The sequence below is a fragment of the Leclercia sp. LSNIH3 genome (assembly GCF_002935105.1).
Taxonomy (GTDB): domain Bacteria; phylum Pseudomonadota; class Gammaproteobacteria; order Enterobacterales; family Enterobacteriaceae; genus Enterobacter; species Enterobacter adecarboxylatus.
Window position 1 is genome coordinate 1,790,325 of sequence record NZ_CP026387.1, and the last position, 24,326, is coordinate 1,814,650.

Here is a 24,326-nt window from a genome sequence, read left to right on the forward strand (position 1 = left end):
AAAGGAATGAAAGGTACTGTTTTCGCGGTGGCACTCAATCACCGCAGCCAGCTCGACGCCTGGCGCGACGCATTTCATCAGCCCCCTTACAACACGCCGCCAAAAACCGCCGTCTGGTTTATCAAACCGCGCAATACCCTGATCCGCTCCGGCGATGCCATCCCGCATCCCGAAGGCGAACAGGTGATGAGCGGCGCGACGGTGGCGCTGATTGTTGGCAAGACCGCCACTCACGTCAGCCCGGAAGAGGCCGCCGACTACATTGCCGGTTACGCGCTGGCGAACGAGGTAAGCCTGCCGGAAGAGAGCTTCTACCGCCCGGCGATCAAAGCCAAATGCCGGGACGGTTTTTGCCCTGTGGGTGAGCGCGCGTCGATCGCGAATATTGATAACCTGACCATCATCACCGAGATCAACGGCCAGGAAGTGGATCGCTGGAACACCGCCGACCTGCAACGCAACGCCGCCACCCTGCTGAGCGAACTGAGCGCCTTCGCCACCCTCAACCCGGGCGACGCCATTCTGCTGGGCACCCCGCAGTCCCGCGTGGCCCTGCACCCGGGCGACAGCGTGCGTGTACTGGCTGAAGGGTTACCGACGCTGGAAAACAGCGTGATCAACGCCCGCGAGCTACCCACGAACCGCACCTTCGCCTGGCCGCTCTCCACCAGTGGCACGCTGTTTGCCCTGGGGCTGAACTACGCCGATCACGCCAGCGAGCTGGACTTTAAACCGCCCACCGAGCCGCTGGTGTTTATCAAAGCGCCGAACACTTTTAACGCACATAACCAGTCCTCGGTGCGCCCGGACAACGTTGAATACATGCACTACGAAGCCGAGCTGGTGGTGGTGATCGGCAAAACCGCGCGCAACGTCGCCGAAGCCGACGCCATGGAGTATGTGGCGGGCTACACGGTGTGTAATGACTACGCGATCCGCGACTACCTGGAAAACTACTACCGCCCTAACCTGCGGGTGAAGAGCCGTGATGGCCTGACCCCGATTGGCCCGTGGATCGTGGATAAATCGGCGATTGCCGATCCGCACAACCTGACTCTGCGCACCTGGATAAATGGCGAGCTACGCCAGCAGGGCAGCACCGCCGATCTGATCTTCAGCATCCCGTTCCTGATCGCGTATTTGAGTGAATTTATGACCCTGCAGCCGGGCGACATGATCGCCACCGGCACGCCAAAAGGGCTGGCTGACGTGCGTCCGGGCGATGAAGTAGTCGTGGAAGTGGAAGGCGTTGGCCGTCTGGTCAACCGGATTGTGAGTGAGGAGACGGCAAAATGAAAAAGATTAACCACTGGATCAACGGCAAAAACGTGGCGGGTAATGAGTACTTCCACACCACTAACCCCGCCACTGGTGAGGTGCTGGCTGAAGTAGCCTCGGGCGGTGAAGCCGAGATCGGCCAGGCAGTTGAGGCCGCGAAAGCGGCGTTCCCGAAATGGGCCAACCTGCCGATGAAAGAGCGCGCGCGCCTGATGCGTCGTCTGGGCGATCTGATCGACCAGAACGTGCCGGAGATCGCCGCGATGGAGACCGCCGACACCGGCCTGCCGATCCACCAGACCAAAAACGTGCTGATCCCGCGTGCGTCGCACAACTTCGAGTTCTTCGCCGAAGTGTGCCAGCAGATGAACGGCAAGACCTACCCGGTCGACGACAAGATGCTCAACTACACCCTGGTGCAGCCGGTAGGGGTATGTGCCCTGGTCTCGCCGTGGAACGTGCCCTTTATGACCGCCACCTGGAAGGTCGCGCCCTGCCTGGCGCTGGGCAACACCGCGGTCTTAAAGATGTCTGAGCTGTCGCCGCTGACCGCCGATCGTCTTGGCGAACTGGCGCTGGAAGCGGGTATTCCGGCAGGCGTGCTGAACGTGGTGCAGGGCTATGGTGCCACGGCAGGTGACGCGCTGGTGCGCCATCAGGACGTGCGCGCCGTCTCCTTTACCGGCGGCACCGCCACCGGACGCCGGATTATGCAGACCGCTGGCCTGAAAAAATACTCCATGGAGCTGGGCGGCAAATCGCCGGTACTGGTGTTTGAGGACGCCGACATCGAACGCGCCCTGGATGCCGCCCTGTTCACCATTTTCTCGATCAACGGCGAACGCTGCACCGCCGGCTCACGCATCTTTATCCAGCAGAGCATCTACCCGGAATTCGTAAAACGTTTTGCCGAACGCGCCAACCGCCTGCGTGTAGGCGACCCGACCGATCCAAACACCCAGATCGGGGCGCTGATCAGCCAGCAGCACTGGGAGAAAGTCTCCGGCTATATCCGCCTCGGCATCGAAGAGGGCGCCACCCTGCTGGCGGGCGGGCCGGACAAACCGACCGATCTGCCTGCGCACCTTCGCGGCGGCAACTTCCTGCGCCCGACCGTGCTGGCGGACGTCGATAACCGCATGCGCGTGGCGCAGGAGGAGATCTTCGGGCCGGTGGCCTGCCTGCTGCCGTTCAAGGACGAAGCGGAAGGGCTGCGTCTGGCCAACGATGTGGAGTACGGCCTGGCGTCTTATATCTGGACCCAGGACGTCAGTAAGGTACTGCGCCTGGCGCGCAACATCGAAGCGGGCATGGTGTTCGTCAACACCCAGAACGTGCGCGACCTGCGCCAGCCGTTTGGCGGCGTGAAGGCTTCCGGTACCGGGCGCGAGGGTGGCGAGTACAGCTTCGAGGTGTTCGCGGAGATGAAGAACGTCTGTATCTCCATGGGCGACCACCCGATTCCGAAGTGGGGGGTGTGAGATGGGCAAGCTAGCGTTAGCCGCAAAAATTACTCACGTGCCGTCGATGTACCTCTCTGAGATACCGGGCAAAAACTTTGGCTGCCGTCAGGGAGCCATCGACGGGCATAAAGAGATCAGCAGACGCTGCCGTGAGCTGGGGGTCGATACCATTATTGTCTTCGACACCCACTGGCTGGTGAACAGCGCCTATCACATCAACTGCGCGGATCATTTTGCCGGGGTCTACACCAGCAACGAGCTGCCGCACTTTATCCGCGACATGACCTATGACTACAACGGCAACCCCGAGCTGGGCCAGTTGATCGCCGACGAAGCCGTGGCCAAGGGCGTGCGCGCCAAAGCGCACAACATCCCGAGCCTGAAGCTGGAGTACGGCACCCTGGTGCCGATGCGTTACATGAATGCGGATAAGCATTTCAAAGTGGTCTCTATCTCGGCGTTCTGCACCGTGCATGACTTTGCCGACAGCCGCAGGCTGGGAGAGGCCATTGTCAGCGCCATCGAAAAATATGACGGCACCGTGGCGGTGCTGGCCAGCGGTTCGCTGTCGCACCGTTTCATTGACGACCAGCGGGCAGAAGAAGGGATGAACAGCTACACCCGCGAGTTCGACCGCCAGATGGACGAGCGGGTAGTGAAGCTGTGGCGCGAAGGCCAGTTCAAAGAGTTTTGCAACATGCTGCCGGAGTACGCCGACTACTGCTACGGCGAAGGCAATATGCACGACACGGTGATGCTGCTGGGCGTGCTCGGCTGGGACAAATACGACGGCAAGGTGGAGTTTCTCACCGAGTTGTTCCCCAGCTCCGGCACCGGCCAGGTTAACGCCGTCTTCCCTCTGCCCGCATAAGGACGCCCCATGCCGCACTTTATTGTCGAATGTACCGAAAATATCCGTGAGCAGGCCGATCTCCCGGGTTTGTTCGCCACCGTCAACGAGGCGCTGGCCGCCACCGGCATTTTCCCCCTGGGCGGTATTCGCAGCCGCGCGCACTGGGTGGACACCTGGCAGATGGCCGACGGTAAGCACGATTACGCCTTTGTGCATATGACGCTGAAGATCGGCACCGGGCGCAGCCTGGAGAGCCGCCAGCAGGTGGGTGAGATGTTGTTTACGTTGATCAAAAGCCATTTCGCCGGGCTGATGGCGGCGCGCTATCTGGCGTTGTCGTTTGAAATTGAAGAGCTGCATCCGACGCTCAATTACAAACAGAACAACGTGCACGCCTTGTTTAAGTAATACCGGTACGGTCAGCTCCTCTCCCTTTTGGGGAGAAGGAGAAACCATACCGCGCACGGTCTGTCCCCTCTCCCCTTTGGGGAGAGGGTTAGGGTGAGGGGAAATCACTGCGGCCGGATGCCCTCACCCCGGCCCTCTCCCACAGAGAGAGGGAGAAAACCACACCGAGCACGGTCTGTCCCCTCTCCCCTTTGGGGAGAGGGTTAGGGTGAGGGGAAATCGCTGCGGCCGGATGCCCTCACCCCGGCCCTCTCCCACAGAGAGAGGGAGAAAACTACACCGAGCACGGTCTGCTCCCTCCTCCTTTGGGAATAAGGAGAAAACCATACCGCGCACGGTCTGTCCCCTCTCCCCTCTGGGGAGAGGGTTAGGGTGAGGGGAAATCACTGCTGCCGGATGCCCTCACCCCGGCCCTCTCCCACCAGGAGAGAGAAAACAAACACGACGCCTCACCCGGCAAAAACAGGAAACCGCCATGCTCGATAAACATACCCATACCCTGATTGCCCATCGCCTGCATCAGGCGGAACAGACCCGGGAGCAGATCCGTCAGATCTCCCTCGATTACCCGGCGATCACCCTCGACGATGCCTACGCCGTGCAGCGAGAATGGGTGAGCCTGAAAATCGCCGAAGGCCGCACCCTGAAAGGCCACAAAATCGGCCTGACCTCTAAAGCGATGCAGGCCAGCTCGCAGATCAGCGAGCCGGACTACGGCGCGCTGCTGGACGACATGTTTTTCCACGACGGCAGCGACATCCCGACCGACCGTTTTATCGTTCCGCGCATCGAAGTGGAGCTGGCCTTTGTGCTCGCGAAGCCGCTGCGTGGCCCGAACTGCACGATGTTCGACGTCTATAACGCCACGGACTACGTGATCCCGGCCCTGGAGCTGATCGACGCCCGCTGCCACAACATCGATCCCGAGACCCAGCGTCCGCGCAAAGTGTTCGACACCATCTCCGATAACGCCGCCAACGCCGGAGTGATCCTCGGTGGCCGCCCGATCCGCCCCGACGAACTGGATCTGCGCTGGATCTCCGCCCTGCTCTACCGCAACGGCGTGATCGAAGAGACCGGCGTCGCCGCGGGCGTTCTTAACCACCCGGCCAACGGCGTGGCGTGGCTGGCGAACAAGCTGGCACCGTATGACGTGCAGCTGGAGCCGGGACAGATCATCCTCGGCGGTTCCTTCACCCGCCCGGTAACCGCCAGCAAGGGCGACACCTTCCACGTCGATTACGGCAATATGGGCTGCATCAGCTGCCGCTTTGTCTAGGAGACCACCATGCAAAATGCATTCAAAGCGGCGCTGAAAGCCGGCACACCGCAAATCGGCCTATGGCTGGGGCTGACCAGCAGCTACAGCGCCGAACTGCTCGCCGGGGCAGGCTTCGACTGGCTGCTGATCGATGGCGAGCACGCGCCGAACAGTGTGCAGACAGTATTAACCCAGCTTCAGGCTATCGCCCCCTACCCCAGCCAGCCGGTGGTTCGTCCGTCGTGGAACGATCCGGTGCAGATCAAACAGCTGCTGGATGTGGGGGCACAGACCCTGCTGATCCCGATGGTGCAAAACGCCGACGAAGCGCGGCTGGCAGTACGCTCGACCCGTTATCCGCCTGCGGGTATTCGCGGCGTCGGCAGCGCGCTGGCGCGGGCATCACGCTGGAACCGTATTCCTGATTACCTGCATCAGGCCAACGACGCCATGTGCGTGCTGGTGCAGATTGAGACCCGCGAGGCGCTGAAAAACCTGCCGCAGATCCTGGATGTGGACGGGGTGGACGGCGTGTTTATCGGTCCGGCGGATCTCAGCGCCGACATGGGCTTTGCCGGTAATCCCCAGCACCCGGAGGTGCAGGCCGCCATCGAACAAGCCATCGCGCAGATCCTGAGCGCGGGGAAAGCCCCCGGCATCCTGATGGCGAACGAACAGCTGGCCCGACGCTATCTGGAACGCGGCGCGCTGTTTGTCGCCGTCGGCGTGGATACCACCCTGCTCGCCCGCGGCGCCGAGGCGCTGGCAGCACGTTTTATCGATAAACCCGTTAGCTCTGACAACAATAAATCCGTCTACTAAGAGACTGTCTTATCAGACGAAATTTTCGCAGCCAGTTTGAACCCGAACAGCGCGCAGCAACCGGAACGTACACACAGTACGAAAGGATTGCGAGCACTGCCCAGGTACAAACTGGCAAGTTAACTCGCCTGATGAGCCAGGCTCTAACGTATGATGTGGAGCGCACTATGACGATCTCTACCCTGCAAGATAATAAAGCCGTTGAACATCGCGTTATTAATAAGCTGTTTCGTCGTTTGATCGTGTTTCTCTTTATTCTGTTTGTCTTCTCGTTTCTTGACCGCATCAATATCGGCTTTGCCGGGCTGACGATGGGCAAAGATCTGGGCCTCACCTCGACGATGTTTGGCCTGGCCGCCACGCTGTTTTACGTCACCTATGTGCTGTGCGGGATCCCCAGCAACATCATGCTGGCGAAGATCGGCGCGCGGCGCTGGATCGCCGGGATCATGGTGGTGTGGGGCATCGCCTCAACCTGCACCATGTTTGCCACCAGCCCGCAGACGCTCTACATCCTGCGCATGTTGGTGGGTATTGCCGAAGCCGGTTTCCTGCCGGGGATCCTGGTCTATCTCACCTGGTGGTTCCCCGCTTATCATCGCGCCCGCGCCAACGCGCTCTTTATGATCGCCATGCCGGTGACCATGATGCTCGGCTCGATCCTCTCGGGTTATATCCTGGCGCTGGACGGGCTGTGGAACCTGAAGGGCTGGCAATGGCTGTTCCTGCTGGAGGGGCTGCCGTCGGTAGTACTGGGCGTGGTGACCTGGTTCTTCCTGAACGACACGCCGGATCAGGCCACCTGGCTGGACGACGAAGAGAAGCAGACCCTGAAATCGATGATCGCCCGTGAGCAGGAGAACGCCGTGGCGCACGCCGCTACGCCGCGCTCGACGCTACGCGAAGTGCTGACCCCGGCGGTGCTGCTCTATACCCTGGCCTATTTCTGCCTGACCAACACCCTGAGCGCCATTAACATCTGGACGCCGCAGATCCTGCAAAGCTTCAACACCGGCAGCAGCAATATCGTGATTGGCCTGCTGGCGGCGATCCCGCAGTTTTGCACCATTCTCGGGATGCTGTGGTGGAGCCGCCGCTCGGACAGGCTGAAAGAGCGAAAAAAGCACACCATCCTGCCGTATCTGTTTGCGGCGGCGGGATGGCTGCTGGCGTCCGCGACCGATCACAGTCTGATCCAGCTGCTTGGCATCATCATGGCCTCAACCGGATCGTTTACCGCCATGGCGATCTTCTGGACCACGCCGGATCAGGTTATTAGCCTGCAATCCCGGGCGGTGGCGCTGGCGGTGATCAACGCCATCGGTAACGTTGGATCCGCCGTTAGCCCACTGTTGATCGGCATTCTGCGCGACGCAACCGGCAGTTTCAGCTCCGGGCTGTGGTTTGTGGCCGGGCTGCTGGTATTGGGTGCGCTGGTGCTGACGCGGATCCCGATGACGCGGCAGGAGAGCCGTGAAAGTGCGCCGGGGATGGCGGCGCAGAAGATCCACTGAGGAGCGGTTATGTGCCAGAGCCCGATTGCCAATATCGATATCAGTAAAGAGTACGACGAGAGTCTGGGGACGGACGATGTGCATTATCAGTCCTTTGGCCGGATGGCGGCCTTTTTTGGCCGCGATATGCAGGCCCATCGCCACGACCACTATTTTCAGATGCACTTTCTCGATACCGGGCAGATCGAACTGCAGCTGGACGATCACCGCTACTCAGTGCAGGCGCCGCTGTTTGTTCTCACCCCGCCGTCGGTGCCGCACGCATTCTTTACCGAATCGGACAGCGACGGTCATGTGCTGACGGTGCATGAGGATCTGATCTGGCCGCTGCTTGAGGTACTTTACCCCGGCACCCGGGAGACCTTCGGGCTGCCGGGGATCTGCCTGTCGCTCGCCGACAAACCGGACGAGCTGGCGGCGCTCTCTTATTACTGGCGGCTGATTGAACGTGAATCCACCGCCCAGCTTGCCGGGCGGGAACATACTCTGGTGCTGCTGGCGCAGGCCGTGTTTACCCTGCTGCTGCGTAACGCCAGGCTTGACGATCACGCCGCGAACGGCATGCGCGGCGAGCTGAAACTGTTCCAGCGCTTCAACCAGATGGTCGATGGCCACTTCCACCAGCACTGGACAGTGCCGGATTACGCCAGCGAGCTGCACCTCACCGAATCGCGTCTGACCGATATTTGCCGCCGCTTTGCCAACCGCCCGCCAAAACGGCTGATCTTCGACCGCCAGCTTCGCGAGGCCAGGCGGCTGCTGCTCTTCTCCGACAACACGGTCAGTGAAATTGCCTGGCAGCTGGGGTTTAAAGATCCGGCCTATTTTGCCCGATTTTTTAACCGACTGGTGGGGTGCTCGCCGAGCAGGTATCGGGCGCAGAAGGTGCCGGTGTCGTAAGTTTTCCTTCACCCTAACCCTCTCCCCTTAAAGGAGAGGGGAAATATTGTAAGCCGGGTAAGCGCTGCGCCACCCGGCAAAAAGACCACATAGAATCAATGCACGATCAGGTACGGTTCCTTCACAAAGTTCGGCAACAGATACACCACGTCATGCAGTAACCCCGTTATGGATTTCGCCACCAGTGGTGGCAGCGTATTGTTCAGTAGTGCCTGAGTCAGCGTCGCCGTAATTCTAACGGCATGCAGACTGATACGGTATTCAAACCGCATTCTTTCATATTTTTCAGGTTCTCACGCCCGGCTGCGGTTATCTCCGTAACACAAGCACCTTACTACTCGGTGAAGGTAAAAAGAAGACAAAACTTTGTTTTTCATGATGTTAACTTAAACTTTGCGAGCATGCTTCCAGAAGCGCAACGTTACAGGACGTACTATCTGTTCCCCTAAACCTCTTTCGAGAAAATTGGTTTTTTATGCACACTCAAACCTCATTTTGAATACCTACTAACAATTTGTAGTTATATTCTGAAAAAAATGAGCACTCATTCCCATTTAAATTGCATGGATATACAGTTCACCAAGGAATATGACTTTCCCGGTTTAAAGTAAGGAAAGGTTTAATGAATGAAAACATTAATAAATTAGGTACTAAAGAGGCCCTTTTATATGCCGTGACCGATGCTAAAACCCCAAATAATGGCATCATCACTGGCATATCAAGCCTTATCAGTTACGACAAAAATACCGTGCTCCAAAAGGACATTGTTACCTATCCTGATGACACTACAGCCTTCGTTATGTCAGCCCCCACCACGCGAATGACCACGGAAGTTAACGTAAAAATGCTGTCCGCTGCCGCGAGTGGTACGTTAATAAGTAATGGTGATGTCATTACTAATGCTGGGCAAACTTCGATGGCCTTAGTCATCTTCGAAAATAACACAGGTATGTGCTGCGTTATGGATGAAGAGGAAGATGAAGATCTAAAAGCGAAAGGGATTATCATATGAGCGGTATGATAACTAAACGCACCATATGGACAGGTGATACCACCAGTCACGGAGGCACACTTCATGATGGTTGCAAGAACGATACCTATAACAATACTCACCGGGCTGTGCTGGTAGGCCATAAATTCTGGTGCCCACAATGTATGTGCTGGTCAAAATTCATTGAAGGTATCCCCCGCTACTCTGTTGACGGCAGGTATCGAGTTCTGGAAGGTCACAGGGCTTCGTGTGGTGCTTTCGCCATTCACCGTCTCGACATCTCTATTATCTGCTACGATCTCCGCAATACGGGGGATAATGATCATTTACTGTCCCAAGATGCAAAAAAAGCTGCACTGGCAAACCAGCAAAGCAATGGCGACTATTCGCATCAATTCTCTATCTGCAATTCAGGAAAAGGGCCACTCGGATATGTCATTTTCAAACAGGACGCTGTGCTGGAAATGGGTACGGCCTTAAAAAAAGAATACTGCGGCTCCGGTACTAATACAAAAGTAACTACTGGAAATAGTAAAAAGATTTATGTGGCGATGCGAGCACCAAAACCACTGCTAAAATAAAGGGATGATTTATGGCAATGCGCATATCGGGTGTGGAGAAAGATCTTTATTTTCTGATGGAGGATGCTAGAACCAAACCGAACAGAATGAACTCTCAAAGCGAGGTCGAATTACAGCCAATTCGTATAAGCTACATCCCCAAGGTGATGCGGAAAATTGGCTGGAAAAAATCTGCTCAGATGATGGACCGTTGGCTTAATTCTCCAGGGTGGAAATGCCCTGACACCAGGAAGGAGGGAAGCGAATTACCACAGGGCCTTTATATCCCCGATCAGCATTGTGACGACTCCATAATTACGATGACATGGTTAATGCAATACCCGTCTGCGGTTAGTTCCATGCGTACGCTGATGGCAAAAGCATGCTCACCGGCCGCAATGAAAATAACTGCACATCGTTTGAAAGCGCTTGGGTGGAGTGGCTCTGGTGCTTATACATTTGGCCGCCGGAATCTAATAGGCAGGCCATCAATGTCTGCACGAGAACTGGAACAGAAATATCAGAATAACTTTGAATTAGTAGGCGGAAATTTCGTCACACATATGTTCGATACACTGGACGACATATATGGTGCTCTCGGTACATATTCATTAAAGGTTGCGGTCATTGGTACTGCATTCCAACATACCGATGGTAAGCGTTATCTCGAAGCCCAGTGGGCAGGTATTTACGTCAAAGATTTTTATGATTTCAATAACAATGGAGCATGGGATCAGCCGTTAGGATACTGGACTGATGAAGGGATATTACGCCGGGCTGATTCGGCTATCTCAACAATTGCGGGGCAAAAAATTTACTTCAAAAAACGGATACGCAAGGTATCAGCAGTCCACAATTCTGATTTCCTGAAATATCGTGAAGCTACTGGAAAAGGTGGCGACTTTGTGGTGTTTTCAGACGTAAATTGGGAAAAAATAAGCGGCACTTACGAACTACCATGGGAAGCGTAATTACCCAATAATGGGGCCATTAACATCACTGGTAATGTAAAACAGAAACGTTACACCTACTATGTAAAAGGCGATCAGGCAATAAATGAATCGCCTTTTGTCTGGCGTATCCACCAGAGCAGCCCAGCAAAACGTGCCGACATAAAAAATCATCGCCACAAAGGTCGCTACGGCCGTCGCGATATAGCTTATTCCACTCATCACCCCTGTGTATGGAAATAACAATACACGTAAAACTGGCGGCGTCAGCAGCCCAAAGGGAACGAATGTCAGTATCCAGACGGTGGCAAACCGTTTAAATCTAAATAACCTCTGTATTAGCTCGCAGATAACGATAGCGAGCAAACCACCGATCACCAACGCAATCATATCTGGCAGTATTTTTATTACACGTTCCATCGTTATGCTCCTGCCATAATCCATAAAATATAAGCAGTTATAGTGCAGCCATTTTATACAAACCCCACTCCGATCACAAATCTCACACCCGCCTGAAAAGTACCCGTCGTTGACCCATTCGTCCCTTCACCTCCCGCCTCTCTCACGCTTCAATTAAACAACAAAAACAAAACATAAATTTAACAAAACCATTCCGATACGAGGTCCCTATGAAACCTGAAGATTTCCGCGCTAGCACTACCCGCCCGTTAACCGGCGAAGAGTACCTGAAGAGCCTGCAGGATGGCCGGGAGATCTACATCTACGGCGAGCGCGTGAAGGATGTGACCACCCATCCGGCGTTTCGTAATGCGGCGGCCTCGGTCGCGCAACTGTACGACGCGCTGCACAAGCCGGACATGCAGGATGCCCTGTGCTGGAACACCGATACCGGCAACGGCGGCTACACCCATAAGTTCTTCCGCGTGGCGAAAAGTGCCAATGACCTGCGTCAGCAGCGCGATGCCATCGCCGAGTGGTCACGCCTGAGCTATGGCTGGATGGGGCGCACCCCGGATTACAAAGCGGCCTTTGGCTGTGCGCTGGGTGCCAACCCGGCGTTTTATGGTCAGTTCGAGCAGAACGCCCGCAACTGGTACACCCGCATTCAGGAGAGCGGCCTGTACTTTAACCACGCCATCGTCAACCCACCGATCGACCGCCATAAACCGGCCGATGAGGTGAAAGATGTCTACATCAAGCTGGAAAAAGAGACCGACGCCGGGATCATCGTCAGCGGCGCAAAAGTGGTCGCCACCAACTCGGCGCTAACCCACTACAACATGATTGGCTTTGGTTCAGCGCAGGTGATGGGCGATAACCCGGACTTCGCCCTGATGTTTGTCGCCCCGATGGATGCCGAAGGGGTGAAGCTGATCTCCCGCGCCTCCTATGAACTGGTGGCAGGCGCGACCGGCTCGCCTTACGACTACCCGCTCACCAGCCGCTTCGACGAGAACGATGCCATCCTGGTAATGGATAACGTGTTGATCCCGTGGGAGAACGTCCTTATTTACCGCGATTTCGACCGCTGCCGTCGCTGGACCATGGAAGGCGGTTTCGCCCGCATGTATCCGCTGCAGGCGTGCGTGCGTCTGGCGGTGAAGCTCGACTTCATCACTGCCCTGCTGAAAAAATCGCTGGAATGTACCGGCACCGCTGAGTTTCGCGGGGTGCAGGCCGACCTCGGGGAAGTGGTGGCCTGGCGCAATATGTTCTGGGCGTTGAGCGACTCGATGTGTTCGGAAGCGACGCCATGGGTAAATGGCGCGTACCTGCCGGACCACGCGGCGCTACAGACCTACCGTGTGATGGCCCCGATGGCATACGCGAAGATCAAAAACATCATCGAGCGCAACGTCACCAGCGGCCTGATCTACCTGCCGTCCAGCGCCCGGGATCTGAACAACCCGCAGATCGACAAATACCTGGCGAAATACGTGCGCGGCTCCAACGGCATGGATCACGTGGAACGCATCAAGATCCTGAAGCTGATGTGGGATGCCATCGGCAGCGAGTTCGGCGGCCGTCACGAGCTGTATGAGATTAACTACTCCGGTAGCCAGGACGAAATCCGCCTGCAGTGCCTGCGCCAGGCGCAGACCTCCGGCAACATGGATAAGATGATGGCGATGGTTGACCGCTGCCTGTCTGAGTACGACCAGAACGGCTGGACGGTTCCACATCTGCATAACAACACCGATATCAACCTGCTGGACAAGCTGCTGAAATAACGCAGCGGGAGGTCAAAATGCAACCTGATGAACAACGCCTGCGTTTTCGCGACGCGATGGCCAGCCTCTCTGCGGCGGTCAATGTGATCACTACCGACGGCGACGCCGGACGCTGCGGTATTACCGCTACTGCGGTCTGCTCGGTAACTGATACTCCACCGTCGGTGATGGTGTGCCTGAACGCCAACAGCGCCATGAACCCGGTTTTCCAGGGCAACGGCAAGCTGTGTATCAACGTGCTTAATCACGAGCAGGAGTTAATGGCGCGCCATTTTGCTGGCATGACCGGTATGGCCATGGAAGAGCGGTTTACCCTCTCCTGCTGGCAAAAAGGCCTGTTGGCCCAGCCAGTGTTAAAAGAGGCGCTGGCCAGCCTGGAAGGTGAGATAAGCCAGGTGCAGACCATCGGCACCCATCTGGTCTACCTGGTGGCGATCAAACATATTCACCTGAGCCAGGAGGGACACGGGCTGATTTACTTTAAGCGCAGATTTCATCCGGTTTTGATTGAACAAGAAATAACCGTTTAATGCCCTTCCTCCAGCCAGCCGCATTCGCGACTGGCTATTTTTTAGCCCATTTAGTTTACCTTAGAAATAGTCACTCACAAAAGCTCACATAGCCCAATAAGAAATTTCTCGCCCCCACCAAAGTTAATAGGCTTTTGTTATTTTTCCGTGTTTGATGCCCAATTTGAATGAATTTCAAATGACAGATTACTCCTAATTATGTAACCTTCTGGGCGCAAACATTTTCGTGAATAATAAAGTTCTAACTAGTTGTTTGCTGAATAGTACCCTTGAGTTATTACAATTAAACATGCTCACATTTTAACCGGAATGGTCATTTTCCGTGCGGTAGCCTACCCTTTTTTTGGTATCCCTTGCTCTACTTCTGCGTTTTTTGCTTTTCCTGCACTTGCATGACATCTCAACTGTTTTTCTTATTAAAAACAGCTGATCACCGTCGACATCTTATATCGCATTCCAGTTACTAAATTGTTGGAAAATATTGATCTATGAAGAACGCAACTCGCTTTCTGGTGATTTCGCTCGCCCTCATGCTGAGTGGCTGTGCATATTCTCCGAAGCAGGTTGAAGCCTCCCGACCGCTTGTCAATCCGGCCGCTTCTACCACACTCCAGACCATGTCAGCCAACCTGCAACAACCCCTGAACACCCTGCCGCAGGGCGCTGCACTTAGCGCCAATGGCAATACCTATATCCTGGGCCAACGTTATGTCTCTGCCCTGGGTCTGGAATGCATTGAACTGCTGCGTAATCGTAACTACAACCAATCGCAGCATGGCGTGACCTGCAAGAGCGGTGACACCTGGTATCTGGTGCCGCAACTGGAACAGGCATCCGCCAGCAATCTGCTTGCCGTGCAATAATTTAGAAGAGAAAAGTTGTGAAGATAACGAAACTTCGGCAATTGAGTGCCATTCTGTTGCTGGCCTGCGCCTCTTGCGCTGCCTTTGCTGCACCTTCTAAAGAAGATGCGCAGGCATTTGGGATGAACACCCCCGCAGATACCGGTGATGGCCGACTGCAGCTCGGCGGTGAACAAGCGATGAGCGGCCAGGCGAACACCTCCTCCACCACAGGGACCTTTGCACAGCAAAACCGCCAGGGCATGCTCCTGCCGGGCGAGTCCGATGTGCGTAAATTACTGCCCCAGTCCGAATCCGGCCTGCCCCCACCTTACGGCGCTAACCTGTTTGCCGGTGGCTATGAAACCGAGCGCAGCGACGGCTTAAACGATAATTATCTGATCGCTCCCGGCGACAAGCTGAATATTTGGATCTGGGGTGCTGTCAATTTTTCCAACGTGGTCACGGTTGACAATCAGGGCAATATTTTTATCCCTGATGTCGGACCAATTAATGTAAAAAATGTGGCGGCAAGTAAAGTCAATAGCTTAGTGACCAGCCACATCAGCGAAGTATTTACCAACAACGTTAATGTTTACGTAAATTTACTTACCGCGACCCCGGTCAGCGTATTTGTCACTGGCCCGGTGATCCGTCCAGGGCAATATGCCGGACAATCTTCCGATAGCGTTTTATATTTTCTGAAACGCGCAGGGGGCATCGACTCCGATCGCGGCAGCTACCGTCATATTAAAGTTTTACGTCAGAACCGGGTTATTCAGCAGATCGACCTGTACGAGTTTATGCAGCAGGGCAAAATGCCAAAGCTGTCGCTGAAAGATCAGGATGTGATCCTGGTGGAACCGCAGGGGCCGATGATCAACGTGGCTGGTAAGGTGCGTAACCCGTTCCGCTTCGAGTTGAAAAACAGCACCGCGCTCGGCTCTGAGCTTATCGATTACGCCCTGCCGCTCGCCAAGGTGAGTCACGTGGGCGTGATTGGCGATCGTTCCAGCGGCCCATTCTCGGTCTATATGCCGTACAAGGATTTCGACCGCATTCAGCTGAGCGACGGCGATAAAGTGCTGTTTAACGACGATATGCATGCTCAGGTTTACGACGTGCAGGTGATGGGCAGCTACCGTGGCCCGTCTTACTTCACCGTGCGTAAAGAGACCCGTCTGCACGATCTGCTGAACCATATTCCGATTGACCCGAACATGGCAGATTACGGCTCGATCTACATCATGCGTAAGAGCGTGGCCGCGCGGCAGAAAGAGATGCTGGAAGACTCCCTCAACCGCCTGGAGCGCAGCGTGTTCACCGCGCCAGCCAGTTCCGACGGTGAGGCCTCTATTCGCACCAAAGAAGCCGAACTGGTGATGCGCTTCGTGGAAAAAGCCCGCAAGATCCAGCCGCTGGGTAAAGTAGTGGTGTCGGATAAAGGCGTGATTGCCAACATCCTGCTGGAACAGGGCGACCAGATTGTGATCCCGAACAAGACCGACCTGATTCAGGTGGGTGGCGAAGTGATGATGCCGCAGGCGGTGGTCTTCAACAAAAGCGCCAGTCTGGAAGACTATGTGGCCTGGGCAGGTGGCTTTACCGACCGTGCAAACGACAAGCGTATTGCGGTGGTACATGCCAACGGGCTGATGGAGTTTAAAGACGGTGGTGATGTGATGCCGGGCGATCAGATTCTGGTCATGCCGAAAGTGGACAGCAAAATGATGCAGTCCATCAAAGACATTACCCAGGTCATCTATCAGGTTGCCGTCGCGGCCAACGTGGTCCTGAATTAACCCTCAAAACGGGCTTGCTGAAAAGCTGGCCCGTTCTGTTATATCGGCCTTCTCATGCTTAAACCTGTTCTCAATCAAACGCCCCGCAGCTCGTTCCAGGTGCTGCGCGATGTAACGTTTGGCCTGCTTATCCGTGAACTGAAAACACGATTTGGGAGTTACCGGCTGGGATATGCCTGGGCGCTGCTGGATCCGTTGTTGATGATTGGTTTGTTCAGTGCTGTTTTTGGGATGCGTAGCCAGAGTGGTTTTGGTGGCGTTCCAGTACAGATTTTTATAACTGCGGGTTATTTGCCGTTTATGTTTTTCAACAAAGTGGTCAGCCAAATGAAATCTGCAGTCAATGCAAATTTGGGATTATTTTGTTACCGACAAGTCACGCCCTTCGCAACCTTTATTGCTCGATTTATTCTTGAAGCGATAATTGGCTTAGTGGTAGGTTGTATACTGGTTTTAGGATTACTATGGTTTGGTTTTGATTCTATTCCCAATGATCCCCTGCAAGTTATACTTGTCTATTCTTTATTAATGACTTTTTCATTTTCATTAGGAATTGTTTTTTGTGTATTAGGCAATCTATTTAAAGAAGCCAATAAATTCCTAGATTTGTTAATGATGCCACTAATGTTTGTCTCATGTGTAATGTACCCTCTTGCGAGTATACCATCACAATACCAACATTGGTTTTTATGGAATCCTTTAGTGCATGCCGTTGAGCTAATTCGGTGTGGCTGGATTGCAGGCTATGTAAGTCCAGATGCAAGTTGGGCATATTTATCTAGTTTAACCTTGGTGCTACTCACCTTCTCGATGAGTTGCTATCGTCTGAGCCATCGCCGATTGATTGCCAGTTAAGTGAATTACTATGATTATTCTGGATAACGTATCGAAATATTACCCCACCAAATTTGGTCGCAATTATGTGCTACGGGATGTGAGCATCACGTTACCACGAGATCGAAATATCGGTATTTTAGGAGCCAACGGCGCGGGGAAGTCAACCCTGCTGCGCATGTTGGGCGGAATGGATACACCGAGCAAGGGAAAAATTACTCGCCACTGTCGTGTATCTTGGCCACTCGCCCTTGGCGGTGGATTCCAAGGCAGTATGACTGGTCGTGAAAATACTCGCTTTGTCTGCCGTATTCACGGTGTTCACGACACTCGTGCAATCGAAGAATGGGTGAAGGATTTCTCGGAAATCGGCCAACATTTCGAATTACCGATTAAAGCTTATTCCAGCGGAATGAAATCCAAATTTTCATTTGCTGTCAGCATGGCTTTTGATTTTGAAATCTATCTGACTGATGAAATAACATCTGTAGGCGATGCGCGTTTTAAGCAAAAATGTATTGATGTTTTTAGCCAAAAACGTGAGACCGCCAGTCTCATAATGGTATCGCACGACATGAAGAATTTACGTCAACAATGCGATATGGGAATTGTGCTGCGAAACAGCACGCTTGAAATGTTTGACAATATCGAAGATGCCATCAGTATTTATCAGAAACTATAACAAGCCAAAAAACATGATCCAGCCAACCCGCTCTAACAAATCTTCCGGTTTGATGCGCAAGCTGCACAAATTAAAAACCAAACCAAAACATTTTATTATTGATTCCAGCGGTTATAGACTTGCCCACCGCTCATGGAAAAAAAGTCTCAAACTCGGCAGTTTTCAGTGGGTAGTGGCTTGCTTTGCTATCGCTGTTATCTATTTCGGATTCATTGCCTCCGATCGTTATGTGAGCCGGGCAGAATTAGTGGTCAAGCAAGCAGATCAAATCAAAATGCTGCCCGATGCTCTTTCCATGCTGGGACTAGGAGGAAATAATCATCAGGATATGCTTCTCATTCAAGACTATCTCAAGTCCGCTGATCTGCTTAACAAGCTGGATAAAGAACTGGGACTGAAAGCCCATTACCAGAGCCATAAAGTCGATTACTTCTCTCGCCTGCCTGGCAATGTCAGCCGCGAGGAATTTCTGAAGTATTACCGCGAACATCTTACATTACGCATGGATGATATTTCCGGTGTGCTGACGATTGAATTACAGGCGTTTGATCCTGCCTATGGTCAGAAAGTGGTAGGTGTGATGCTGAAAGAATCCGATGGATTTATCAATAAACTGGGACACCAGGTCGCGCTCGAACAACTGGCCTTTGTAGAAAAAGAAGTCGATCACGCCTACCAGCGATTACAGGCCGAAAAAGCCAAAGTACTGGAGTTTCAAAATACCCATCACCTTATTAGTCCAGAATCGACCAGCACGGCCCGCATGGGTGTCGTAAGCCAGATTGAAGGCCAACTGGCCCAGCAACAGGCACAATTAAAACAACTGCAAAGCTACATGAAAGCTACCGCACCTGCTGTTGTTTCTGTTCAAGCCCGAGTTGATGCTTTGACCGAGCAACTGGCTCAGGAACAATCCAGACTTACCGGCGCGGATAAAAATTCGATGAACGAAGTGACCGCCAGCTATATGGATGTACAAACTCAGGCCACGCTCGCGGCAGACCTTTACAAAACCGGTCTGATCAGCCTGGAACAAGCCAGAATCGAGGCTTACCGCAAACTTAAGCACCTGCTGGTGATTAGTCAGCCAACCCTGGCCGAAGATGCTGAATACCCACGCCGCCTCTATAACCTTGCCACCATCGGTGTACTGCTATGCCTGTTATACGGATTGATCGTAATGGGTCTTGCGACCCTGCGTGAGCATCAGGATTAATAATTTCATGCGCTAAAACCAGGACCAGAGTCCCTATGCGACTCTGGCCTCTCACTACCTAATCATAAAGTGGTCACCCTACCGATCACGCTAATTAATAATTTTATATTGAAGAGATATCCCCATGGGCACTCAGCAAAGCAGCCGTTCACAGGCAAACCGCAAGCAAGCATCAGTGAAACAAACCAATACCGAGCTGGATTTCATTTTTAAACGCCCTATTTTCTGGCGTCCGTCTTACATTGCACAATCCGCCTGGTTAGAACATATTCCTTTTGCTTTCTGGTTGGTCGATACCCTGCGACCTCGCAAAATTGTTGAATTGGGTACCCATTACGGCAGCTCCTATTTTTCTTTCTGTCAGGCAATAACGAAGTTAGATCTCGAAACCCAATGCTATGCAGTAGATACCTGGGGTGGCGATGAGCATGCAGGCCAGTATGGCGAAGAGGTTTATCGTCAGGTTTCCGAACACAACCAGCAACATTACTCTGACTTTTCCACCCTCGTGCGCAGCACATTCGATCAGGCGTTAGAGCACTTCCCGCAAGGCAGCATTGATTTATTGCATATTGATGGCCTGCATACCCTTGAAGCGGTGCGTCATGATTTTGAAAGCTGGCTGCCAAAGCTGTCTGACAGAGCCGTTGTCATCATGCATGACACCAACGTGCGCGAACGCGGCTTTGGAGTATTCCAGCTGCTGGATGAACTTAAGCAACAGTATCCTCACTTTGAATTCGCACACGGTCACGGCTTGGGCGTGATTGGTGTAGGTAGCGAGCAATCATCAGAGATGATGAGCCTGTACGATCTTTCAGGGAATGCATCTGCAACGCGACAAGTACAGGAAGTCTTCTCCCGTCTGGGTAAAGCCTGCGGTTATAGCTGGGAAAACGGTGAAATAAAGCGCCAGATGGTCGCGTTGCAAGCAAACCAGCAGGCAGAAGCTCAGGATGTTATGGAGCAACAAGCCCTGGAAAGGGGTCGCCTTGCAGAAAAGATTACGGCCCAGCACCACGCGATAAAAGAGCTGGAAAGTAAACTTGCACAACACGCCGATCAATCCGCCGAGCTTGTTCTCCAGAAGCAGCAGGTGAGTGCATTAACTGCGGAGCTGGCGAAGTCCTCTCAACACGCCGTCGAACTGCAAACGACCCTTAACGTATGCGAGCAACAGCGTGACGAGAATCTGGCGAGCCAGCAAAAACTGGAAACTATGCTTGCAGAAACTCAGGAGCGATTTACCCAGACGGCTGCAGAGCGTGACCTCATTGCGCAAGAAAAGCAGTCACTACTGGAGCAACAAACAGAAGCGCAGGAACAGCAGAGTGCCCTGCAACAGCAACTGCATGAACAATCACTGCTGCTTAATGAAGAGACCCAGCGTGCCGCGCAGTTGACTCTCGCACTCAATAAAAACAACGTAGTGCTTAATGAGTATTCACAACAACTCAGCGCTTTACAGCAGCATATCGATGAGCTGACCACCGCGTTGACTAATGCGCACCAGCTGCAGGACGAACTCAGTCAGACTCTGGCGACCGAAGCTAACCACTGGCAACAGAAGATTAATGAGCTAACTACCGCATTGACTGCAGCACATCAGCAACGGGATGAACTCAGTAAAACCCTGGAGACCGAAACCAATCAATGGCAACAACAGAAACAAACACTGACTGAAGCCCATGATGAGCTACAAATTAAGTGCGATGCCCTGACTACTGATCTCGCAGCAAGTCGCACTTTGCTGGAGCAGTTTGAAGCGGAACAGCAAATCTGGCAGACGCGTGAGCAGGAATTGGTGAGCACCTTAGATGCTCGTGCTGGTGAAATTACTCACTTGGGCCATAGCCTCGCAGAAAGCACTCAGACAATCGATAAACAAAATAGTGAACTTGAGTTGGTCCGTGATGAACTCGCGGTATTGCTTCAGCGGCATCACGCAGAACAAGCTGAATCTCAGCAACAATTGAGTCAGTTGAATCAAAGCCTGAGTGAACGTTTTACTGAGATCGCCACGCTGACACAATGGCTGGAAGAGCGTGAACAGACATCCACAAACGAACATAAGAAACTGACTGAAGAGCATCAACAGCAGTTAGATGCACTGGATCAAAAGCTGAATAAGCAGGTTATTGAAATCACGGTCCTTACCCAAAAACTGGAAGAGCGTGAACAAGCTCTGGCAAAAATGGCTGAAGAATACCTCCTGCAACAGCAAACATGGCGCACTGATCAAACCCAACTTGAGAACCGTGCAACTGAACTGGTTAAACAAAACGAAGCACTTGAAGCCAATATCGGTGAGCGTTTCCGTGAACTGGCAATTATGACTCGCCATACCGAGCAGTTAACTCATGAACTCCAACAAAAAGAGCTGCAACTTCAGAAAGCAAAAGATCGTGCGCAGAATTTGAAGCAGACCGTTTCATGGAAATTGACCGCACCTGTGCGTGCGCTGGGCCGTACCTTTAAAGAAAGCCCAACAGCCACACCATCTGTCTCAATGAGCAATGCAGAACGTATCGCTGCGTCTGGCCTGTTCGATGAATTATGGTATTTGCACCGTTACCCAGAAGTTGCAGACAGCGGTCTGTCGGCCATCGAGCACTTTATCCAGATTGGCGCGAATAAGGGGTATAGCCCAAGCGCATTATTTGATACGCGCTGGTATCTGCAAACTTACGCAGACGTGGCGCAAGGCGCTATCAACCCATTACTTCATTACATCCTGCACGGAAAGGCAGAACAACGTCATTGCCTGCCAGACAACATGAGAAAATAACCATGACAGTTGAACTTAACAAGGAAGCGCTGCTCACGCATTTTGATGAGCAATGGTATTTGCAGACCTATCAGGATGTCAGCCAGACAGGATTATCGGCAAGAGAGCATTTCAAACGTTATGGCTCACTACTGGGAAGAAAACCCTGTGCTGACTGGACGACAGCATCAGTATTAAGCCCAGTTGAATCAGCAGTGAATTTACCCTGGATCACATTGAACCAACTTTCCGTAGACCCTAACCGTTTGCATGGATGGAAATCAGAAGGGAATGATCCGTACTTTATTCTTGATTTAAAGCATCTGCCACACACAGAAAAAGGGTGGTATCAGTTTAACCTGACTCTGGACTGTTCAGGAAAACAAGGGTTAGCCAAGTTCTATCTGGATACAGGGAAAGGATTCAATGAATTTGAAACCGTTACCCTACCCTATAAAAAAGCAGTAACGGCTAGCCGTCTTTTTTATCTGGAATCTCCGCTGGTTGCACTGCGTTTTGATCCACTGGAACAAGAAGATTTATTCTCTGTTAGACAGTTCGAAATTACATCTATCAACGATACCCAAATAGAACCTGCATTACTGGCACGTATTCAGCAGGAGCACCAAAGTTATCGTCAAATGGATTTGGCGAAGATCAAGGAATCGATTGCCGCTGAAAGCGGTACTCTGTCAATGGATCGTCTGGTCGCACTCTATAACGAGACCTTTAGCTTTACCTTGCCTTCCGTAGACTATGAAGAGTGGATCGAAACCGTCGAAACACCTTCACTGCCCAACCAAACGGAAGTTAACGCGATAATGGCGGCTATGGCTAAACCTCCCGTCATTTCGGTAGTGATGCCGGTATATAACCCGGCAGAAATCTACTTACGCGCCTGTTTAGACTCTGTGATCGCGCAAAGCTACCCGCACTGGGAACTGTGCATCGCAGATGACAAATCGCCAAAAGAACATGTTCAACGTGTGCTGCGTGAGTATGAAGCTAAAGATCCTCGTATTAACGTGGTCTACCGCCAACAGAATGGTCATATTTCGGCAGCCTCTAACAGCGCACTGGAAATTGCCAAAGGCGATTTTGTGGCCTTACTGGATCACGATGATGCCCTGCCGGAACATGCTCTGCTGTTTATGGCGCAAGCCATTTGTGCGCAGCCAGAAACTCAGATTCTTTACAGCGATGAAGACAAGCTCAACGGTCGTGGCGAGCGCTTTGATCCCCATTTCAAAAGCGACTGGAACCCGGATCTGTTCTTCTCACAAAACTATGTTTCTCACCTCGGGGTATATCGCCGCAATTTGCTTCAACAAATCGGTGGGTTCCGTCTGGGTGTAGAAGGTAGCCAGGATCAAGATTTGCTGCTGCGCTGCTTGCCTCATGTGCAAGCTGAGCAAATTGTGCATATTCCTCGCGTGCTCTACCACTGGCGTACCATCGAAGGCTCCACTGCGCTGGCATCTGGCGAAAAAAGCTATACTACCGATGCGGGAATCAAAGCATTGCGTGACTATTTTGCAGCCCAGCAACCGGGCGTAGAAGTTGATGCGGGATTGGTGCCAAATACTTACCGGGTACGTTATCCGATACCGGAACCCGCCCCACTGGTTAGCTTGCTGATCCCTACCCGCGATCGACGTTACTGACCGAAACCGCTGTTCGCAGTATTCTTGAGAAAAGCACCTATACCAACTACGAGATCCTGATCCTGGATAATGGCAGCGTAGAAGCCGACACGTTGGAGTTTTTCGCCCAGATCCAGCAAGAAGATCGACGCGTTAAAGTGCTCGCGTATGACTTCCCGTTTAATTACTCAGCAATTAACAACTTTGGTGCGCGTCATGCCAAAGGCACTGTTATTGGCCTTGTCAATAATGATGTTGAAGTGATTAATCCTGATTGGTTAACTGAAATGGTGAGTCAATGCCTGCGACCTGAAATTGGTTGTGTTGGTGCGAAGCTCTATTACAGCAATGATACTGTACAGCATGGCGGCGTTATTCTTGGAATTGGTGGTGTCGGTGGGCATTCACATAAACACTTCCCTCGTCATCATCCCGGTTATTTTAGTCGACTTGTGCTTACTCAATCACTCTCCGCAGTTACTGCAGCTTGTTTGCTAATTCGTAAAGAGATCTTTGACTTAGTTGCTGGCCTTGATGAAGAAAATCTCAAGGTTGCGTTTAACGATGTGGATTTTTGCCTTAAGGTACGTGAGGCTGGTTATCGTAACCTATGGACTCCATATGCAGAATTATATCATTATGAGTCAATAAGCCGCGGGGCAGAAGATTCTCCAGAGAAAATTGCTCGCTTCGCTCAAGAAGTTAATTTTATGCAGACCAAATGGGGGGATTATTTAAATCAGGACCCCTTCTATAGTATTAATTTAACAAAAGACAGAGAAGATTTTTCCTTCTAGCTCTTTTAATTTATATAAAGA

At 52.8% G+C, this 24,326-nt stretch carries 23 protein-coding genes; 21 read left to right on the forward strand and 2 right to left on the reverse strand.

Annotated elements, in window-relative coordinates:
- The first annotated feature begins 6 nt into the window (after window positions 1-6).
- The 8 genes from hpaG (at window position 7) to hpaA (ending at window position 8,499) form a co-directional block, all read left to right on the forward strand.
- The gene (gene hpaG / locus C3F35_RS08675) at window positions 7-1,296 is read left to right on the forward strand and encodes a 4-hydroxyphenylacetate degradation bifunctional isomerase/decarboxylase (RefSeq protein WP_103792692.1); all 1,290 of its coding nucleotides are present in this window, start codon (window positions 7-9) and stop codon (window positions 1,294-1,296) included.
- Complete coding sequence (gene hpaE / locus C3F35_RS08680; protein ID WP_059308780.1) at window positions 1,293-2,759, forward strand: 5-carboxymethyl-2-hydroxymuconate semialdehyde dehydrogenase; 1,467 nt, start codon at window positions 1,293-1,295, stop codon at window positions 2,757-2,759. The genes hpaG and hpaE overlap by 4 nt, the downstream gene beginning before the upstream one ends.
- A gap of 1 nt (window position 2,760) precedes the next feature.
- Complete coding sequence (gene hpaD, locus C3F35_RS08685; protein ID WP_032616380.1) at window positions 2,761-3,612, forward strand: 3,4-dihydroxyphenylacetate 2,3-dioxygenase; 852 nt, start codon at window positions 2,761-2,763, stop codon at window positions 3,610-3,612.
- Window positions 3,613-3,621: 9 nt separating this feature from the next.
- The gene (locus C3F35_RS08690; RefSeq protein WP_103792691.1) at window positions 3,622-4,002 is read left to right on the forward strand and encodes a 5-carboxymethyl-2-hydroxymuconate Delta-isomerase; all 381 of its coding nucleotides are present in this window, start codon (window positions 3,622-3,624) and stop codon (window positions 4,000-4,002) included.
- Between the two features lie 475 nt (window positions 4,003-4,477).
- On the forward strand, window positions 4,478-5,281 hold the full coding sequence (hpaH, locus tag C3F35_RS08695) for a 2-oxo-hept-4-ene-1,7-dioate hydratase (protein WP_032616372.1): 804 nt from the start codon (window positions 4,478-4,480) through the stop codon (window positions 5,279-5,281).
- A gap of 9 nt (window positions 5,282-5,290) precedes the next feature.
- Window positions 5,291-6,085 (forward strand): 4-hydroxy-2-oxoheptanedioate aldolase, encoded by a 795-nt coding sequence (gene hpaI / locus C3F35_RS08700; RefSeq protein WP_103792690.1) that lies wholly within the window; start codon window positions 5,291-5,293, stop codon window positions 6,083-6,085.
- A 167-nt stretch (window positions 6,086-6,252) separates the two neighbouring features.
- Window positions 6,253-7,599: a 4-hydroxyphenylacetate permease gene (hpaX, locus tag C3F35_RS08710; protein WP_103792688.1), complete on the forward strand. Its 1,347-nt coding sequence runs from the start codon at window positions 6,253-6,255 to the stop codon at window positions 7,597-7,599.
- Window positions 7,600-7,608: 9 nt separating this feature from the next.
- Window positions 7,609-8,499 carry a 4-hydroxyphenylacetate catabolism regulatory protein HpaA gene (gene hpaA, locus C3F35_RS08715; RefSeq protein ID WP_059308782.1) on the forward strand — a complete coding sequence of 297 codons (891 nt, stop codon included), beginning with the start codon at window positions 7,609-7,611 and terminating at the stop codon, window positions 8,497-8,499.
- 95 nt (window positions 8,500-8,594) lie between these two features.
- Here hpaA and C3F35_RS26650 read toward each other — a convergent pair whose 3' ends face one another.
- Window positions 8,595-8,771, reverse strand: coding sequence for a hypothetical protein (locus C3F35_RS26650; protein WP_156424713.1), 177 nt, complete (start codon window positions 8,769-8,771; stop codon window positions 8,595-8,597).
- A gap of 350 nt (window positions 8,772-9,121) precedes the next feature.
- Between C3F35_RS26650 and C3F35_RS08720 the strand changes: the two genes are divergently transcribed.
- Genes C3F35_RS08720 through C3F35_RS08730 form a run of 3 tightly spaced genes read left to right on the forward strand, consistent with a single transcriptional unit; the run spans window position 9,122 to window position 11,021 of the window.
- A complete protein-coding gene (locus C3F35_RS08720; protein WP_032616367.1) occupies window positions 9,122-9,511 on the forward strand; it encodes a hypothetical protein in 390 nt (129 codons plus the stop codon).
- Window positions 9,508-10,071 (forward strand): PAAR domain-containing protein, encoded by a 564-nt coding sequence (locus tag C3F35_RS08725; protein ID WP_103792687.1) that lies wholly within the window; start codon window positions 9,508-9,510, stop codon window positions 10,069-10,071. Before C3F35_RS08720 ends, C3F35_RS08725 begins: the two co-directional genes overlap by 4 nt.
- A gap of 11 nt (window positions 10,072-10,082) precedes the next feature.
- Window positions 10,083-11,021, forward strand: a complete 939-nt coding sequence (locus C3F35_RS08730) for a DUF6402 family protein (protein ID WP_103792686.1) — start codon at window positions 10,083-10,085, stop codon at window positions 11,019-11,021.
- On the opposite strand, the gene C3F35_RS08735 is transcribed toward C3F35_RS08730, so the two are convergent.
- The gene (locus C3F35_RS08735; RefSeq protein ID WP_103792685.1) at window positions 11,022-11,420 is read right to left on the reverse strand and encodes a hypothetical protein; all 399 of its coding nucleotides are present in this window, start codon (window positions 11,418-11,420) and stop codon (window positions 11,022-11,024) included.
- A 209-nt stretch (window positions 11,421-11,629) separates the two neighbouring features.
- Between C3F35_RS08735 and hpaB the strand changes: the two genes are divergently transcribed.
- The 10 genes from hpaB (at window position 11,630) to C3F35_RS27045 (ending at window position 24,305) form a co-directional block, all read left to right on the forward strand.
- Complete coding sequence (gene hpaB / locus C3F35_RS08740; protein WP_059308786.1) at window positions 11,630-13,192, forward strand: 4-hydroxyphenylacetate 3-monooxygenase, oxygenase component; 1,563 nt, start codon at window positions 11,630-11,632, stop codon at window positions 13,190-13,192.
- A gap of 17 nt (window positions 13,193-13,209) precedes the next feature.
- On the forward strand, window positions 13,210-13,722 hold the full coding sequence (locus C3F35_RS08745; RefSeq protein ID WP_077227103.1) for a 4-hydroxyphenylacetate 3-monooxygenase reductase subunit: 513 nt from the start codon (window positions 13,210-13,212) through the stop codon (window positions 13,720-13,722).
- 488 nt (window positions 13,723-14,210) lie between these two features.
- Window positions 14,211-14,585, forward strand: coding sequence for a hypothetical protein (locus tag C3F35_RS08750; protein ID WP_032616361.1), 375 nt, complete (start codon window positions 14,211-14,213; stop codon window positions 14,583-14,585).
- Window positions 14,586-14,602: 17 nt separating this feature from the next.
- Window positions 14,603-16,366, forward strand: coding sequence for a polysaccharide biosynthesis/export family protein (locus tag C3F35_RS08755; RefSeq protein WP_103792684.1), 1,764 nt, complete (start codon window positions 14,603-14,605; stop codon window positions 16,364-16,366).
- 54 nt (window positions 16,367-16,420) lie between these two features.
- The gene (locus tag C3F35_RS08760; protein WP_103792683.1) at window positions 16,421-17,221 is read left to right on the forward strand and encodes an ABC transporter permease; all 801 of its coding nucleotides are present in this window, start codon (window positions 16,421-16,423) and stop codon (window positions 17,219-17,221) included.
- 10 nt (window positions 17,222-17,231) lie between these two features.
- Window positions 17,232-17,882, forward strand: coding sequence for an ABC transporter ATP-binding protein (locus C3F35_RS08765; RefSeq protein WP_103792682.1), 651 nt, complete (start codon window positions 17,232-17,234; stop codon window positions 17,880-17,882).
- Between the two features lie 13 nt (window positions 17,883-17,895).
- On the forward strand, window positions 17,896-19,098 hold the full coding sequence (locus tag C3F35_RS08770) for a sugar transporter (RefSeq protein ID WP_103792681.1): 1,203 nt from the start codon (window positions 17,896-17,898) through the stop codon (window positions 19,096-19,098).
- 124 nt (window positions 19,099-19,222) lie between these two features.
- Window positions 19,223-21,886, forward strand: a complete 2,664-nt coding sequence (locus C3F35_RS08775; protein ID WP_103792680.1) for a class I SAM-dependent methyltransferase — start codon at window positions 19,223-19,225, stop codon at window positions 21,884-21,886.
- A gap of 2 nt (window positions 21,887-21,888) precedes the next feature.
- Complete coding sequence (locus tag C3F35_RS08780; protein ID WP_233211651.1) at window positions 21,889-23,529, forward strand: glycosyltransferase family 2 protein; 1,641 nt, start codon at window positions 21,889-21,891, stop codon at window positions 23,527-23,529.
- Window positions 23,530-23,591: 62 nt separating this feature from the next.
- Window positions 23,592-24,305: a glycosyltransferase gene (locus tag C3F35_RS27045; RefSeq protein ID WP_233211653.1), complete on the forward strand. Its 714-nt coding sequence runs from the start codon at window positions 23,592-23,594 to the stop codon at window positions 24,303-24,305.
- Window positions 24,306-24,326: the final 21 nt, after the last annotated feature.